Annotated in this window: 15 protein-coding genes and 1 pseudogene; 12 read left to right on the plus strand and 4 right to left on the minus strand. The window is 39.2% G+C overall.

Going from position 1 to position 17494, the window contains the following annotated elements; genetic code table 11:
* The first annotated feature begins 107 nt into the window (after positions 1 to 107).
* Positions 108 to 305, plus strand: a complete 198-nt coding sequence (locus F7732_RS03335) for a DUF2187 family protein (protein ID WP_066445992.1) — start codon at positions 108 to 110, stop codon at positions 303 to 305.
* A gap of 692 nt (positions 306 to 997) precedes the next feature.
* On the opposite strand, the gene F7732_RS03340 is transcribed toward F7732_RS03335, so the two are convergent.
* Complete coding sequence (locus tag F7732_RS03340) at positions 998 to 1915, minus strand: nuclease-related domain-containing protein (protein WP_151572236.1); 918 nt, start codon at positions 1913 to 1915, stop codon at positions 998 to 1000.
* A 75-nt stretch (positions 1916 to 1990) separates the two neighbouring features.
* Here F7732_RS03340 and F7732_RS03345 point away from each other — a divergent pair, with 75 nt between their 5' ends.
* The 9 genes from F7732_RS03345 (at position 1991) to F7732_RS03385 (ending at position 11209) form a co-directional block, all read left to right on the plus strand.
* Positions 1991 to 2338, plus strand: a complete 348-nt coding sequence (locus F7732_RS03345; RefSeq protein WP_151572237.1) for a hypothetical protein — start codon at positions 1991 to 1993, stop codon at positions 2336 to 2338.
* Positions 2339 to 2447: 109 nt separating this feature from the next.
* On the plus strand, positions 2448 to 3317 hold the full coding sequence (locus F7732_RS03350) for a pirin family protein (protein WP_151572238.1): 870 nt from the start codon (positions 2448 to 2450) through the stop codon (positions 3315 to 3317).
* Between the two features lie 27 nt (positions 3318 to 3344).
* Positions 3345 to 4394: an LLM class flavin-dependent oxidoreductase gene (locus tag F7732_RS03355; RefSeq protein ID WP_151572239.1), complete on the plus strand. Its 1050-nt coding sequence runs from the start codon at positions 3345 to 3347 to the stop codon at positions 4392 to 4394.
* 111 nt (positions 4395 to 4505) lie between these two features.
* Positions 4506 to 4979: a PaaI family thioesterase gene (locus F7732_RS03360; protein ID WP_151572240.1), complete on the plus strand. Its 474-nt coding sequence runs from the start codon at positions 4506 to 4508 to the stop codon at positions 4977 to 4979.
* Positions 4980 to 5212: 233 nt separating this feature from the next.
* Entirely contained in the window at positions 5213 to 5761 is a 549-nt protein-coding gene (locus F7732_RS03365; protein WP_151572241.1) for a cysteine hydrolase family protein, read from the plus strand.
* 14 nt (positions 5762 to 5775) lie between these two features.
* Positions 5776 to 6546 (plus strand): class I SAM-dependent DNA methyltransferase, encoded by a 771-nt coding sequence (locus tag F7732_RS03370; protein ID WP_192912984.1) that lies wholly within the window; start codon positions 5776 to 5778, stop codon positions 6544 to 6546.
* A 77-nt stretch (positions 6547 to 6623) separates the two neighbouring features.
* Positions 6624 to 9758: a DEAD/DEAH box helicase gene (locus F7732_RS03375; RefSeq protein ID WP_151572242.1), complete on the plus strand. Its 3135-nt coding sequence runs from the start codon at positions 6624 to 6626 to the stop codon at positions 9756 to 9758.
* Between the two features lie 135 nt (positions 9759 to 9893).
* Complete coding sequence (locus F7732_RS03380; protein ID WP_151572243.1) at positions 9894 to 10763, plus strand: proline iminopeptidase-family hydrolase; 870 nt, start codon at positions 9894 to 9896, stop codon at positions 10761 to 10763.
* An 11-nt stretch (positions 10764 to 10774) separates the two neighbouring features.
* On the plus strand, positions 10775 to 11209 hold the full coding sequence (locus F7732_RS03385; protein WP_151572244.1) for an NUDIX hydrolase: 435 nt from the start codon (positions 10775 to 10777) through the stop codon (positions 11207 to 11209).
* Positions 11210 to 11352: 143 nt separating this feature from the next.
* Here the strand turns inward: F7732_RS03385 and F7732_RS03390 are convergent, their stop codons facing one another.
* From F7732_RS03390 to F7732_RS03400, 3 genes are all read right to left on the minus strand, one after another.
* Complete coding sequence (locus F7732_RS03390) at positions 11353 to 12423, minus strand: hypothetical protein (RefSeq protein WP_151572245.1); 1071 nt, start codon at positions 12421 to 12423, stop codon at positions 11353 to 11355.
* Positions 12420 to 12881 (minus strand): hypothetical protein, encoded by a 462-nt coding sequence (locus F7732_RS03395; protein ID WP_151572246.1) that lies wholly within the window; start codon positions 12879 to 12881, stop codon positions 12420 to 12422. The genes F7732_RS03390 and F7732_RS03395 overlap by 4 nt, the downstream gene beginning before the upstream one ends.
* A 142-nt stretch (positions 12882 to 13023) precedes the next feature.
* Complete coding sequence (locus F7732_RS03400) at positions 13024 to 13932, minus strand: Ppx/GppA phosphatase family protein (protein WP_240056510.1); 909 nt, start codon at positions 13930 to 13932, stop codon at positions 13024 to 13026.
* 215 nt (positions 13933 to 14147) lie between these two features.
* On the opposite strand from F7732_RS03400, the gene F7732_RS03405 reads away from it, so the two are divergent.
* Positions 14148 to 16325: an RNA degradosome polyphosphate kinase gene (locus tag F7732_RS03405; protein ID WP_151572247.1), complete on the plus strand. Its 2178-nt coding sequence runs from the start codon at positions 14148 to 14150 to the stop codon at positions 16323 to 16325.
* A 190-nt stretch (positions 16326 to 16515) separates the two neighbouring features.
* Positions 16516 to 17397, plus strand: a pseudogene (locus F7732_RS03410) (aminoglycoside 6-adenylyltransferase).
* The last annotated feature ends 97 nt before the right edge of the window (positions 17398 to 17494 follow it).

Consider the following 17494-nt stretch of genomic DNA (forward strand, 5'->3'; position numbering starts at 1 on the left):
TGGTTTTTGGGGAAAACTTTCATGAAACCTCACCCTTTAGAGGGTTGTATCAATGAGAATTTCAATGGTCATACTAATAAAACAAACATAATAGTTGGAGGCTCTCAATGGAAGAACAAAAAAGTAGCGTAAAGACAGCAAATATAGGTGACTGGGTACAAGTGAATAAAGGAGAAGCCAAAGGACAAAAAGGCAAAGTAGTCGTACTTCGGGAAAACTCAGTGATAATTGAATATGGTTTGAATGAAAAGAAAGATGAACCACTGATGACTGTGGTGAATCACCGGAATTATAAGTTGATTTAATCTTCATAAAAAGAATTTGTGGTGGGCAGGATGAATTTTTTGTGGTGTCGATCCTGCCCGATGGTTGATTGTTAGTTTTAAATTCTGGGCGAACTACTGAGGTGGGCGGTTTTATTCTAGAATAGTTGTTAAAAAAGAGGAATTAACGATCGAAGTAGGTGGAAAGCCCGAAAAGGGTGTTAAAAAATGCTTTAACGATCGAAATGAATGGAAAAGCCTGAGAAGGGTAGTTAAAAAGACGCTTTAACGACCGAAATGAATGGAAAAGCCCAAGATGAGTCGATAAAAAGATGTTTAAACGACCGAAATGAATGGAAAAGCCCAAGATGAGTCGTTAAAAAGATGTTTAAACGACCGAAATGAATGGAAAAGCCCAAGAAGGGTAGTTAAAAAGATGTTTAAACGACCGAAATGAATGGAAAAACCCAAGAAGGGTAGTTAAAAAGATGTTTTAACGACCGAAGTGAATAGAAATGCTCAAGAAGGGTAGTTAAAAAGACGCTTTAACGACCGAAGTGAGGGCAAAATCACAAGATGGATTGTAAAAAGGTTGTTGTAAGGACGGAAGCGGACGAAAATGTCTAAGATCTGTCGTTAAGGCCATAGAAATACGACCAAAGTACATAATTATGCCAAAAGATTAGTTAAATTAATTAAAGAGACATCAAACTAAGTAAAGCTGTAAAATTGCGTTATTGCTTAACATAATAAGTCACTTTCCTGGTTCCTATTTGGGTAAAGTGAGTAGATAATATTCTCTGTATAGCTTTGTTTGACCTAAATAGTCCACACCATTCATGAATAACAGGAGTAGTTACAGGTTTTTCAGGGAACAGCAACATAAATTCTTTCACGCTACGTATAATGGCATCGTCCACGTTTTCAATATTTTCACAAGCTGCGCATTTCAATTGCCTTTTTTTGAAAACCTCCATACGCAAAGACCCACACTCCAAACAAACAACCCCTTTCCCTAGTTTACCATAATCATATTCTGGTAACTTCCTATATGGCGACTCCTCAATATGCCTTTCAACGAGTTTCGCAGCGAGTTTTTCCTGTCTGGTTGAAACCTGTGCTGGCTGCGTTTTTAATTTCCTGATAAACCGATTCATTTGTGTCGGAAGGATAGCCTTTAAACTAGGCGGGGCCTGATATAGGGTGAATTCGGGGTTTACAAAAACGATGTAATAATGGAGCTTTACCGCAGAACCTCCCATATCAGAAAGTAACCGCCTCATTAAGGACTCAGACCTCTTTACCTGTAAAATCGGACTCTTTACTTCATTCCCCGATATTGTTCGCAAAATCTCCCCATCCATATAAAAGTCGCCACAATAGTTTTTCACTTCGAATAAATAGATCTCATTGTTCAGAAAAAGGGTTGCATCAATCTGAAAGAGCGTTTGATTTTGCTCGAGTAACAAGTCAAATAGAAGAGTGGCATTTTCACCAAGCGGCTTTAAAAACTGCGAAAAAACAACCTCACCAACATAACCTTTTTCCAAATTTCGATACTGCTGAATCTCTTTTTCACTTAACTCCATACGGCTGTTCAAATGCCGGAGTATTCTCAGTTCTTTTGGTTCATTTAACGGTTTTAAGTTCATTTAAAACATCCTATCTATAAATTTTTTTCCCCATCTTCACATATACATCTATAAAAGAGATGAGGGGCGAGACCGATGGACATTCAGATGCAAAAAGCGAATATGCTGGCAGACCAGGTTCGGGATTTTATAATGCTTGTACAGGAAAAACAGAAAGAAGATGAAGGGATTTTTCATATAAAGCTGCTTATTGAGGATTTCAAGCTGAGGGTTCTTACCGATGAGCTTAAAAGAATTAATCGATACGAGTGGGATGGGAATTATTCGAATTATTTGGTCAAAAGGTTAAAAAAGGGATTTCAAGTAATTGAGGAATATATTCAGGGGCGTGAGGATCTTTACCTGATTCATGGGAGGCTGTACACGATTAATAAGGGGTTTATGCTTTTAAATAACGGAGAAAACGGAGAGCCTTCAGAGTAAGGTTCTCTTTTTGTTCATTCATTGGGACTTGAGCACTAGCCTTGCTATTACGCACACAGATATGCTGTAATTTGATTATACCTTAAACCATTAGAAAGGTGTGTCTGAATTGGCGAATCAGCAAGTGTTTGAAAGAGATATTAAAGATCATTGGTCTGTAAAATATGAAGAAGCACAGTTTCCATCTGTTCAAAAAGGCTGGATTTTGCCTGTTGACCGCTGGAAGGATTTTGATCCATTTATTTTGATGGCAGAGGACTGGTTCAAGCGCGGAACGTTTTCTGATCATCCGCACCGGGGTTTTCAGACGGTTACATATGTGGTGGATGGCAGGCTTGAGCATATTGATAATGCCGGGGGCCGAGATATTTTAGAGCCTGGAGATGTGCAATATATGAACGCTGGATGGACTGCGCGTCATGCAGAAGAAGCGGTTGGAGAAGATATTGCCCATACGCTGCAGCTTTGGCTGAACTTGCCGAAAGATCAAAAGAAAACACCGACCACCTATCAAAATATTTATCGTGAAGACGCACCAACAGCATCATTTGAAGGCGGCTATGTGAAAGTGTTTTCCGGTAACATTGCCGGTGTGCAAGGACCGCTAAACAGTGTTGTGCCCATCACATTGTCGGAAATCAACTTAGAAAAAGAGGCAACCTACACGCATCTGCTGCCTGAAACACATAACTCCTTTGTCTATGTTTTGTCAGGAGATTTAACCATTGGATCGTCCAATGTAAATCTGAAAAAGCATGGAGTCGCAACCTTAACGTTCAATGAGGCAGGAAATGATGAAAATAAAAGTGAAATAAAAATCAAGGCAAACAGCAGGAGAACAAGACTTCTTGTTTACTCCGGAAAGCCTATAAAAGAAGAAATTGTTCCTTATGGTCCGTTTGTAATGAATTCAATGGATGAGATTAAGCAGGCTTATCGCGATTATCATAACGGATTGTTTGGACCGCCAGCAAAGTAAATTTGTGTCTTATTATAGGAGGAAATTATGGAAATCGGAATCAGTACGTTCGTAGAAACAACGCCAGACCCTCATACAGGAGAGACCATTAGCCATGCCCAGCGAATTCAAGAGGTAGTGGAAGAAATCGTCTTGGCCGATGAGGTTGGCTTAGATGTATTTGGAGTCGGAGAGCATCATCGCGAAGATTATGCTGCTTCTTCTCCTGCCATTATTTTAGCAGCAGCGGCAGCAAGAACGAAACAAATTCGCCTAACAAGCGCTGTAACCGTGCTTTCGTCTGCAGATCCAGTTCGTGTTTTTCAGGATTTTGCTACGGTTGACGCCATTTCGAATGGCCGAGCAGAAATCATGGCCGGTCGCGGGTCATTTATCGAATCTTTCCCCTTGTTTGGTTATGATCTGCAGGATTATGATGAGTTATTTGATCAAAAGTTAGAATTGCTTTTAAAAATCCGTGCGTCTGAAAAAGTGACATGGCAAGGAGGACATCGCCCTGCCATCAACAACCGTGGGGTATACCCTCGTCCAGTTCAGGATCCGCTTCCTGTCTGGATCGGCAGCGGAGGCAACTCTGAGTCTGTCGTTCGTGCCGGTCTGCTCGGTCTGCCGCTTGTGCTCGCCATTATCGGTGGACAGCCTGTCCAGTTTGCTCCGCTTGTTGAGCTATATAAAAAGGCAGCAGCACATGCTGGACATGATGGATTGAAGTTAACGGTTGCTTCCCATTCACATGGATTTATTGCTGACACAACAGAGCTGGCTGCAGAGCAATTTTTCCCATCCACACAGCAGGCGATGAGCAAACTAGGCCGTGAACGCGGCTGGGCGCCATATACAAAAGCTACTTTCGATAATGCGAGAAGCTTTGAAGGTGCATTATATGTGGGTGATTCCGAAACAGTTGCGAAAAAAATCATCCATCTCCGGAAAAATGTAGGCATCACACGTTTTATGCTTCATGTTCCTGTTGGAACCATGCCGCACGATCAAGTGATTCGGGCAATCGAGCTTTTAGGAAGAGAAGTTGCTCCAATTGTAAAAAGCGAAGTAGAGAAATGGGAGCGGGAAAAGTAAACGAGAAAAACCATAAGGCACTCAGTCGTTGATAAATGATTGAGTGCTTTTTACACATTTTCTTAATTTACTAAATTGTCGTATAATTAGGTAAAACTGGAGGTGTCTCTAATGACAAAAATAGCTGTACAAGATGTATATTCAGAGGATTATTCATGGTGCTATGGATGTGGAAAATTAAATGAAAAAGGTCACCAGTTTAAAACAAAATGGGAAGGGGAGAAGACAGTCACCATTTTTCAGCCGAAAAGTGAACATATGGCGGTTCCTAGTTTTGTTTATGGCGGAGCAATTGCATCATTAATTGATTGTCATGGCACAGGGTCTGCTGCACTGGCACTACACCGCCAAAATGGGCATGAACCAGGTGACGGAAAAGAACCGCCTCGCTTTGTAACCGCTTCCCTTCATGTGGATTTTATAAAGCCAACTCCGCAAAATGTGGAGTTAAAAGCGGTAGGTAGGGTAGAAGCGATTCATCCAAAAAAGTGGAGAGTGACCGTTGAAGTGTTCGCAGGTCCTGTTTTATGTGCCAAAGGGGAAGTCATTGCAGTTGTGATGCCAGTTACGTTTTTGCAAAAATAAACGTTCCAATCGTTATCTAAATTAGTGCTGTATTGCTCTAATTAGTTTTACGTTCTGTCATGATCTATTCTTAATAGATAAGTATTTATACAAAGCTATAAGTAATGTGTTTAAGGTAATAACATGAATCAAACCTCACCTGTATCTGACATCGTTTATATATCTTCCTATAAAAAACAAAAGGATTTTCTGCACAAAAATAGAATTAATAGGAAAAAAGGAGGGAACCCAACATGCAAGCACTACTAGTCATTGATGTTCAAAACGCGATTGTTGAAGCTGGGGAGTTTTCAAGTGAGCTTGCCCGTATAGAAAAGGTGATTCAGGATTTTAAAGCAAGCGGGCAGCCGGTCATTTTTATCCGTCATTTGGATCAAGTGGAGGAGAGCCCTTTATATAAGGATTCAGAAGGATCTCACCTGCACCCATCTCTAAAGGATTATGCAGAACATGTGGTAGAGAAGACAACGCAGAGTTCATTTTTCAAAACGAATCTTCCACAGCTTTTAGAAGAGTTAGGGGTAGATCATGTCTTTATCGTTGGTTTTAATACGGAGTTTTGCTGTATGTTTACGGCGATCTCGGCATTTGACCGCGGGTATAAGGTGACGTTTATCGAGGATGCGACTGGGACGACGAACAATGAAGATACATATGAAATGAAGGGACTGGATATCCGTGATTTTGTCGGAACTGTGCTTCATTGGTCAGAGGTTATTGAAGTGCTTGATTTTGAAGAGTATGTGGAGGAGTACCATTCTCTGCAAAAGACACTTAACTAGTTATTAGGAGGTAAATGGCTATCAATCATTTTGAAGAATACGACGATCCCATTTTGTATGATCAGGAGAATGAAGCTTATCTTCCAGAGCTTCCTTTTCTTTTAAAGTGGGCAGAAAAACAGCAAGGGATAATAGTAGATTTAGCTTGTGGGACTGGAAGGCTTACGATTCCATTAGCAAAAAGAGGTTACCATTTAGCTGGTGTGGATATCCATAATGGCATGCTGACTAAAGCAAAACAGAAGTCAGATCAGCATGGAGTACGAATTGACTGGCGAGAACAGGATTGCACAGTATTAGATTTACAGATTAAGAGCCATTTTATTTATTGTGTAGGCAATTCTTTTCAGCATTTCCATTCTAACGAAGAACAGGATCGATTTCTTACTTCTGTGTACAAACATTTACATGATGATGGCATTTTTATTTTTGGCACTCGTTTTCCTAGTGAGGAAGAGCTGCTGCAGCCAAGTACGGAAGAATATTGGAGATCGTATAAAGATAATGAACAAGTGACAGTCGACGTCTATACCATCAGCCAATATGACTCATTAAGTCAAATTCAGCATTATACCACAATCAGAAAATATAAAAATCAAGATGGCAAAATCATAAATGAAAAAATAACTAGAATTCAATTAAGATATGTATTTCCACAAGAAATGAAGAGACTTCTCCGTTCAAATGGATTTGAAATTCTCTATCATTATAGCGATTGGAAGGAATCTGAAATAACGAATGATAGCTATGAAAGCATTTATGTCTGCCGGAAAATAACTTCATAGAGGGTTAACCAAACACTTGTCCTCCTTTTATGCTAAAATAAAAAGATCTATAAGACAGCGGAAGGGGGGCAATGTAGATGGAGAAGACAATCACACATAAAATGATCAAGGAACGGTGCGGAACCATCTCCTATAAAAGAGGAGATGCTTTTTTTCGTGCCAATAAAGTCAGTTTTGAAAGTTATGATCAGAAGCAATGTGAAGCGACCGTGGATGGAGCGGAGCCATTTTACGTTAAATTAAAAAGTGATGTGAGCGGTGAACTTCATACAGAATGCACATGTCCAAAGCTTGCCTCCTATACAAAGGACTGTCAGCATGTGGCAGCTGTGATGCTTGCAATCCATGAAACCCAGAGACAGGGGATATCGCCAATAGTATCAAAGGGCGGTAAAAGCGATTTAACGGATGGTCTGCTTAGTCTTTTTCATAAAAAGTCTTTGCCAGCAAGCAGTCAGCAGCGTCATTTTGAAAATCGGACGATGCTAAATGCAGAGTTTTTATGCGAGATAAAAGAAATCGGCAACAATGATCATTTGCTGTCACTATCAATCAGCATACAATCCATTAGAATACAGAATATTCGAGCGTTTATTAAAGCGGTAAAAATGAGGCAAACTTGTGTGCTGTCTTTGCAATTTACCTATGATCCGAGTGAACACTGCTTTCATCCAGATGTGGATCGCTTTTTCGAACTGCTCAATCAAATGATTATCGATGAGAGTATGTTTCAAGATGAGGACAATGATGAGTTAACCATTTCTGCTTCTTTATGGTCTCATTTGAAAGAATATACAAGAAACATTCCGATTAAACTGTCACAATTTCCATTGCAGGTTTCTGAGCAAACGCCGCCGCTTCATTTTACACTAAAAGATGGTGCTCAAGCTGGACAATATGTTATGAATGTTCAAGGATTGCAGAACGCTCTTCTTTTTCATCGGTATTCTGTGATGCTCATTGACAGTATCATGTTTATGCTGCCGAAAGATCAATTCCAGCAGCTTAATGAGCTGGATAAAATGCTAAAGCAATCCTCTGCAAATGAAATCCCGATCACAAAAGATCAGCTCGACTTTTTTATAAAGCAGGTTGTTCCAGGACTTCGGAAGATCGGAATTGTTCATATACCAGCTGATATTATGCGGACGCCGCTGCAGGCGAAACTGTATCTGGATCGAATCAATAACCGCTTACTGGCGGGTCTAGAGTTTCATTACGAACAAATTGTTATTCAGCCGCTTGAAAATCGCGAGCCACCTCCCGGGGTAAGGATTGTGCGTAATGTGCAAAAGGAAAATCAGATCCTGGAGCTGATGGAAGAAGGTCAGTTTGCGAAAAGTGATGGCGGCTATATGCTGCAAAATGAAGGACTTGAGTATCAATTTTTATATCACCTGCTGCCTAAGCTGCAAAAGCTTGTATATGTGTATGCTACAACAGCTGTGCGAAATCGGATTTTTAGAGAAAATCCTAAACCGCGTTTCCGGGTTGCTTTTAAAAGAGAACGAACGAATTGGCTTGAGTTTAAGTTTGAACTTGACGGTGTTTCGGATCATCATATACGCGAGCTGCTTCAGGCTTTAGAGGAGAAGCGCAAATATTATCGGCTCCGCAATGGATCGCTGCTTTCGCTGGAATCAAAAGAGTTTGAGGAAATTCAGCGGTTCTTGCACATGGTTCCGAGTCAGATTAATGAAGGAGAGAGCCTCTACCGAATGCCTGTTTCAAAAGGGCTGCAGATACTTGAAACGGATGAGAACGGACAGCTCTTTACGATGGAAGAGTCACTAAAAGGCTTTTTAGAAAAGCTGGCAAATCCGAATGAGGCCACATATCCTGTTCCTGATCAGTTAAAATCTATTTTAAGAGACTATCAAAAAGTTGGCTATTACTGGATGAAAACGCTGGCGGCTTACGGATTTGGAGGCATATTGGCTGATGATATGGGACTCGGGAAAACGCTGCAGAGTATTGCTTTCATTCTTTCTGAATTAGATGCAGTGCGAGAACAGAGCAAACCGATCTTAATTATCTGTCCTGCATCCGTTACTTATAATTGGCTGCATGAGCTTATGAATTTTGCGCCAGAAATAGAGGCTGCTGTCATAGATGGTGAACAAAAAGAACGGGAAGCGATGATAAGCCGATTTTCAGAATTAGATGTTATGATTACTTCATATCCGCTGCTTTTAAAAGATAGTCGGAATTATGAATCGTTATCTTTTCATACGGTTTTCTTTGACGAAGCACAAGCTTTTAAAAATCCAACAACACAGACAGCCAAAGCGGTTAAAAAGATTCAGGCTGATCGGCGCTTTGCTTTGACAGGAACACCAGTTGAAAATGCATTAGAAGAGCTTTGGTCGATTTTTCATGTCATATTCCCTGAATTATTCGGCGGTATAAAAGAATACAGTCATTTAACCCGTGAGAAAATTTCCAAGAGAATCCGGCCATTTTTGCTGCGCAGGCTAAAAAAAGATGTTCTTATGGAACTGCCTGAAAAGATAGAAATAATCGATTCATCCGAACTGCTTCCAGAGCAGAAAAAGCTCTATGCTGCATACTTGGCAAAGCTTCGCCATGATACGCTCAAGCATCTTGATAAACAGACGCTGAGGAAAAATCGCATCAAAATCCTTGCTGGCATCACCAGGCTGCGGCAGATTTGCTGTCATCCCGGCTTGTTTGTGGACGGATACAAAGGCGGATCCGCTAAACTGGAGCAATTGATCCAAATCCTTCAAGAAGCACAGCATGCCGGCAGAAGGGTGCTGATTTTTTCTCAGTTTACAAAAATGCTTGCCATAATTGGACAGGAAGCTGCAAAGCTGGGGATGGATTTTTTCTATTTGGATGGACAAACACCTTCTTCCGAAAGGGTAGAACTATGCACACGTTTTAATGAGGGGGAACGCGATCTCTTTCTGATTTCGTTAAAAGCCGGTGGAACAGGTCTTAATTTAACTGGTGCAGATACTGTTATCTTATATGATTTATGGTGGAATCCAGCTGTTGAAGAACAAGCAGCAGACCGCGCCCATAGAATGGGGCAAAAACACCATGTGCAAGTGATAAAACTAATTTCAAGAGGCACCGTAGAGGAAAAAATCAATCTACTTCAGGAGAAAAAGCGCGACTTAATAGATGAAGTATTAACATTTGATGCCAGTTTAACGGAAGATGATATTGTAGAGCTATTACAATAGAGGACATGCTGCCTGGGGGTGTTTTTTTATAATTCCTGGGCAAGCAGTTTATCTTCATATATCTGTCAGCATGTTTAAAGTTCATTATAATCTTTAAAAACACTTACTAAGCTATCAAAAAAAGGAGGAGTAACAATGAATGCAACAGAAGGAATGATTGATGTAATAGGCGGTAAAGTATGGTATCAGAAGCATGTGGGAGAGGGGACCGGTACACCGGTCATTATTCTGCATGGCGGACCGGGTTCATCTCATTACTCAATGCAGGATCTGAAAATACTCGCTAAGGACCGTCCAGTGATTTTTTATGATCAGCTTGGCTGCGGAAAATCCGAGCGGCCAAACGACAAATCACTTTGGCATATAGATCGTTTTGTAGAAGAGCTTGGGCAAGTCCGTGAAGCCCTAAACTTAGATGAAGTACATATTCTTGGACACTCTTGGGGAACAACTCTTGCGGCAGCCTATTTATTAACAAAGCCAGCTGGCGTAAAAAGTGTGATTTTTTCAAGTCCATGCTTAAGTGCACCTTTATGGGCAGAGGATCAGGAACGAAACCGACAGCTTTTACCGGAAGATGTCCAAGCTGTCTTAAAAGAATGTGAAGAAAACGGAACAACCGATTCAGAAGCATATAAAGAGGCAACGGCTGAATTTAATAAAATGTTTGTCTGCAGATTGGATCCAATGCCGGCCTTTTTAAAGGAAGGTGCAAAATACAGAAGTCCTGAAGTATACAATATTATGTGGGGGCCTTCTGAGTTTCATGTGACTGGAAACTTAAAAAGCTTTGATTGTACACAGCAGCTGAAAGAAATCAAAATACCATCTTTATATACATGCGGCCGCTATGATGAGGCAACACCAGAGTCAACACAATCCTTTAGTGAGCTAACTCCTCATTCGGCATTTCATGTTTTCGAGGAAAGTGCCCATATGCCGTATATTGAAGAGCCTGAACAATATGTAAGTGTTATTTCTGAGTTTCTTCGTCAAAACGATTGAGTCACATATCGATGAGAAAAAATGTACTTGTAGCGAGTGTCGCTATATTTAATGAACAAGAAGAAGTTCTAATTATAAGAGAAGAAAAGAAGGGCTGGAATTTTCCATCCGGCCGTTTAGAAGATGGGGAAGATATTATTGCAGCAGCCCTTCGTGAAGTGAGAGAAGAAACGGGACTGCAAGTAACGATTACAGGAACTACAGGTGTATATCAATTCAAAAGTGATACAAACGATCCTATTATTCTTTTTCAATTTATTGCTTTATATAGTGGAGAGTCACTAAGAATGACAGAGGAAGAAATAGTAGAAGCAAAGTGGATTCGTCTTTCAGATCTTATCCAAAAAGAAGAAAGTATGCTGCGAAATGCTGCAAATATGAAAAGTATAGCAAAAAATTTGCTTGAAAATCCGATATTTAATCTCTCTTTTTTTCATGAAGAGTAAAAGCAAAAGGGACTGTACCCATCATTGGATACAGTCCCTATTAAAAAGGAGGAAAAGGGTATTGCTTGTCCTAGCTACATTTATAGAATAAAGGATAAATATGACGAGAGTATGAACAAAGCGTGTCAAACATCATAATTTGGTTAAACGATTTTATGACATTCCACCTTTCCTATTGAAAAATAGAATGGAGAAGGAAACGGCGGCCATTTTCCTTCTTTTAATTTTGTAAATGTAATATCAGCCCAATTCCTGCGTTCGTTTACTCCTGTAAAGAATATGTACAGTGTATTGCGGTCATGTTCGTTTTCGCCATAATAGGCGCATGGGGCTGCTACTCCATGTTTATACCACTCATCTCCAGTTTCACAATCGATCAGCTGATAGGGATGAGAGGACCAGTTGTCTCGATTTCCGTTTGCCTCATTTCCTTCAAGCAGCCATAGTCCTTGTGAAGGGAACGGTGTTCTTCCATATAAATTGGTGCTGCGGCATACCGTCATTTCAAAACTTAATGATGGTGTCTGATGAACAGAAGCATCATAAAAGTTTTCATCTTCATTAAAAAGTGAAACGGGCTCAGACCAATTAGTAATGCCGTTTTGGCTTTCGATATATAAAATGGTGTAGCGAGGTTCACCTTTTTTTCCCGTTTCCTGAACAGTTGTCACATACCACATTCTCCATAAACCATCATAATAACGAACTTTTGGTTCAAGCACATTTGGACTAGCGGCAGTACCAGTTATAATTGGCTGCGGATAACGGACCCAGTTGTCTTCTTTTTTTTCGATGACACCAATTGAATAAGGAGCTTGATTATCAAGGACTTTTCTTGAAGCCCTTCCAGTATAATAAACTCTCTCTACTGGGCCTCCTCCTTTTTCATCGAATCCGCTTACAAAGCAAGGGGTATGATAGCCAAAATAATCCCAACTGCCCTTAGCGGAATTGGCAATTAAAGGTTTTGCCTTCGTTGGATTATCTTCATACGTCATGATTTTCCACTCATTACAGTCGAGTCCTACACCGGCAGGAAGATAGGCAGAAAATATATTATTTTTAAAATTAGACTGGAAACCGCCAAAAAACATCCACCATTGGTCTTGGATTTTTGTAACATGCGGGTCGCCAATTCCAAAAATATTCGTAATGGGACCATACCTTTCTGTCTGATCAAATAGCTTCACAGGGTGTTTAAGTGTGAAATTCATGGCTGGGAAGTTACATCTCCTTTTTCAACGAGCTTCTGGAAGCCGTAATTGATAAAAGAATAGGCAAATGCTGTATAAAATAAATGCTTGGATTTAAATTTCTTAAGCTTATAGGCTCCAACGTTTTGGAAGAAGATATTTAGTCCATAGGCAAATATTAAATCCATGATTAAATTAATTAAAGTATAGAGCAGAAATCTTCCGTTCGTAAAATGGAATATCCACATATTGATAGCAAAAAAAGGACCAAAAACAAAGGAGAAAGAACCATAGACCATGTCCTTAACTCCTCCTTTTACCTTCCACCATTTAAAAGCAAATGCCAGCATGGTTTCTGACAATAGCACACATGCAGAAAATAATGTGACAGTTAAATATTTTCGAAAAGACTTTTTGGGCAGAAACAATATACTGGTCCAAGAAATTAGGACAATCGCAATCCTGAAAGCAATAGCCATTTTTATTACCACCTCATAGAAAAGCATTTTTAAAAATGCGCAGTTTAGTATTAGCTTTCTTCTAGGATGGATTAATGCCAGAAAATTATTCAGTAAAAGTAAAAAAGCCATCAGCAAATTTGATTAGGCTGATGGCAAAGAATTATTGGTCTTTTAGATATAAATCACATAAAAGACCTTCACGAATCGATTGATCAATAGGCATAAAATAAGGAGCTTGGCTTTCCTCCATAAGAGCCAGGATAATCAAAATCCCTGGAATAATGATATCTTTTCTTTTTTTAGAGAGCCCTTTTATTTTCCCTCGATCTTGAACAGGGATGGAGGCAATCTCCATTAGTACACGACTAACTTCTGCATAGCTCATTACAGGCTGTTCAATCTTCTTTGCTGCTTGATGAACGCGTCCGACGTTTCGCGCCGTACCGCCAATTCCAATAATAGGAGCATTTTGATTGGTTAGCCAAGGGTGCTTCTTAAACATTTCAATTAAAAAGAAGTGAATCTTTTCTAAATGAGCCACTGTCAATTCATGATCACAAGGAAAGCGCCGATCTAAGGAGACTGCACCAAATGGGAAACTCACATTTTCAATTAATTCCCGGTCTTTAAAAAGGGTAATCTCTGTGCTGCCTCCGCCAATGTCTATAGTAAAGCCATCGTCTATATCAATTGCATTTACAACACTGACATAGCCGTAATAGGCTTCTTCATATTCGCTTAAGAGCCTGAACGGGCAATCTATTTGTAATTTCATGGCATTTAAGATAGCTTCTTTATTTGAAGCCTGCCTAATGACAGCAGTAGCAAATCCCATTACCTCTATTTCAGGATAGGAGGTTAAGATTTGGTTAAATTGATTAAGGGTGGAAAGCAAGATTTGTATTCCTTCTTCTTTTAGATTGCCATCATCCTGAATGTAATTGATCAGTCTTGCCGATACTTTTTCATTTTTCATTTCTGTGTAATGGTTGGTATTATTAATCTGATAAATGACCAGCCGAACCGAGTTGGAGCCAATATCAATAATACCGATCAGTCTTTCCTTCAATTCCTGTACACTTCCTTTGCTGGTTAAAGATCATTATTTAAAAGAAATCAGATAAATTCAATAGTAATCTATCGTAAAAAAAATGTAAATGCTATAATGAATTTGAAGACATTATAGTAAAAAAATTAACAAAAATTTAACAATTCCTATTGTTTTGATTTACATAACTTTGGTAAAGTTTAAAGGATTTAAATGATTGAAGGAGTTGGAATGTAGTGGATTCAACAAAGAATGAAGCAGTGAACTTGGATGATCCTTCACTTTATAATAACAGAGAGCTAAGCTGGTTGGATTTTAATTACCGCGTTCTTGAAGAGTCACTGGATCCGCGCAATGCCTTGCTCGACCGCTATAAGTTTTTAGCTATTTTCAGTTCAAACCTTGATGAATTTTTCATGGTGCGAGTTGCAGGCTTGCTGGATCAAGTGAAAGCAGGTTTCAATAAACCAGAGAACAAGGCGGGACTTACACCAAAAGAACAGCTCAGAGCGATACATAAACGTACGCATGATCTTGTCAGAAAACAGGACTATGCTTTTTTAAATGAATTATCACCTTTACTTGAAAAAGAGAATGTGAAGTTTTTATCAATGGATGAGGCTTCTAAAGAGTTTTATTCGTTTTTAGAGACCTTCTTTGATGAAGAAGTGTTTCCTGTTTTAACTCCTATGGCAATAGATGCATACCGGCCATTTCCTATGCTCTTAAATAAATCCTTAAACCTTGCAGTTGTCGTAGAAGATAAATCAGCCGAAAGCAAGAAACTCTTCCCTTTTGACGGCAATCTAGTACTCGTACAAGTCCCTGCAGTAATCAATCGATTTATTGAACTACCTAAAAAGAATAATGTAAGACAGTTTATTTTATTAGAAGATGTGATCAATTTATTTACTCATAAACTGTTTGCCGGCTATCAGGTGAAGTCTGTTACTCCTTTCCGAATTACCCGTAATGCAGACTTAAATATCCATGAAGATGAAGCGGAAGATCTGCTTCAAGAAATTGAAGAGGAATTAAAAAACCGGAAATGGGGAGCGGCTGTACGCCTGGAAATAAATAAAGGCTGCTTTGATCAAAATGTTATTGACTATTTATTATCTGAATTAGAAATTCATACAGATGACATATACACACTTGAAGCACCGCTTGATTTAACATTCCTGTTCGGTTTCTACCGGACAATTGAGGCAACACATGAACATTTGCGATCACAGTCATTCATACCGCAGCCGCCGATCGACCTTGAAGGTGATGGGGACATTTTTACAAAAATTCGGCAAAATGATGTGCTGCTTCATCATCCATACGAATCATTTGAGCCAATCATTGATTTTGTATCACAGGCAGCGGATTGTAAATCTGTTCTCGCAATCAAGCAAACTCTTTATCGTGTAAGCGGAGACTCTCCTATCATAAATAGTTTAAAGCGCGCTGCTGCTAATGGAAAACAAGTAACCGTTCTTGTTGAGTTAAAGGCGAGGTTTGATGAAGAAAATAATGTTCAGTGGGCTAAGGAATTAGAAAGAGCAGGCTGCCATGTGATTTATGGACTGAACCATTTAAAAACACATAGTAAAATAACGCTTGTAGTCAGACGTGAAAAAGGCAGAATTCAGCGCTATGTCCACTTAGGAACAGGCAACTATAACGATTCCACGGCAAAACTATATACAGATATGGGCCTCTTAACATATAACGAAAAAATTGGCATAGATGCAACTAACTTTTTTAACTATCTCAGCGGTTATATGGACAAGCCTGATTATCATTACTTATCTGTTGCACCATTTGCGATCCGCGATACGTTTATCGAGTTAATTGATCAGGAAATTGCGTTCCATAAAGAGCATGGAAACGGAAAAATTGCTCTTAAGATGAACTCATTAACAGATAAGATTATTATTATGAAACTATACGAAGCTTCAATTGCCGGCATAAAAATTGATCTAATCATTCGAGGGATCTGCTGCTTGCGACCTGGAATTAAAGGGGTCAGTGAAAATATTACAGTGCGCAGTATTGTGGGCACATTCTTGGAGCATACAAGAATTTATTGTTTCCACCATAATGGGGAGAACAAAGTCTTCCTTTCATCAGCAGACTTAATGACTAGAAACATGGAAAACCGGGTAGAAATTCTATTCCCGATATTAAATATTGAATTGAAAAAACGAATCGACGAAACGATGACCATTATACTTAGTGACAACTGTAAAGCGCGTGAACAAGCACCTGATGGATCCTATCATTATGTCAAAAAACAGCCAGGCGAAAGAGAAATTAACAGCCAGCTCCTATTATGCGAAAAAGCTGCAACCAAAGTGATCCGCGAAAAAAAATACGAAGACCCTGTTGCACAGTTTAAGCTATTATTTTCAAAGAGGAAAAACTAAGTAGGGAAACACCTCCAGGCTGGGGGTGTTTTTTTGCGTTGTTTTAGTGGTCACAGTGACGCCCCGAATTATATTGTTTCACAAAATGTTTCACAGTCTCCTAGTATTTTTTAGAAATAAATTAATAGTATAATGTTTATAAATAGCTTGATATTGTTTTGAGTTTTTTTTTATATTTGGGGGTAATAAAATGAGAACCGAAGACGAAATGATGAACCTTATTATTGGTTATGCCATGAACGATAACCGTATTCGAGCAGTGTATATGAATGGTTCACGGACTAATACCAATGCCCCAAAAGATCTCTTTCAGGATTATGATATTGTTTATGTCGTGACAGAAACAGCCAGTTTTATACGTGATGAGTCGTGGATCCTTTATTTTGGTGATTTACAGATGATTCAGGAACCGGATAAAAATGATCAGGCATGCGGTGAACGGACGGATTTTGATACCTCCTATAGTTATTTAATGCTTTTTACAGATGGTAACCGAATCGACCTTCATATTGAAACAGAAGCCAGTATGAAAGAAAGATTTGTATCTGAAAAATTAACAGTGCCACTATTAGATAAAGATCAAATTTTACCAGCAATTGATCCGCCTTCAGATGTGGATTATCACGTATGTAAACCGACAGAGGCTTTGTATGAAGGCTGCTGTAATAATTTCTGGTGGTGTCTGCAAAACGTAGCAAAAGGGATCTGGCGTGATGAACTGCCATATGCGAAGCAAATGTTCGAACAGGTCATAAGACAGGAATAAGATAAAATGGTTTCTTGGCGTATTGGCAGCGAACACAATTATAAAGTCTCGACAGGCAAAATGGGCAAATACTTCAAAAATTATCTGCCTGCTTCTTATTGGGAACTTTATAAAGAAACATATAGTGACTCTAATGATCATTCATTTTGGGTAGCTATTTTTAAGACGTGTAAACTCTTTAATATGTTAGCACAAGATGTAGCTGATCATTTATCATTTACATACCAGATCGAAGAAGAGCAAAATATGATGAAATATCTTCGTGCAGTAATAAATCTACCTAAGAATGCCCAGAAGTTATTCTAAACAACCTTAATTTGAATGAGGCCGGCAAGGATACATGATGTATCCTTGTTTTTTTATATTGTGAAACACAATGTGAAACAAGAAATTTCGAGCATAT

The sequence above is a fragment of the Bacillus mesophilum genome, assembly GCF_008923265.1.
Taxonomy (GTDB): Bacteria; Bacillota; Bacilli; order Bacillales; family Cytobacillaceae; genus Cytobacillus; species Cytobacillus mesophilum.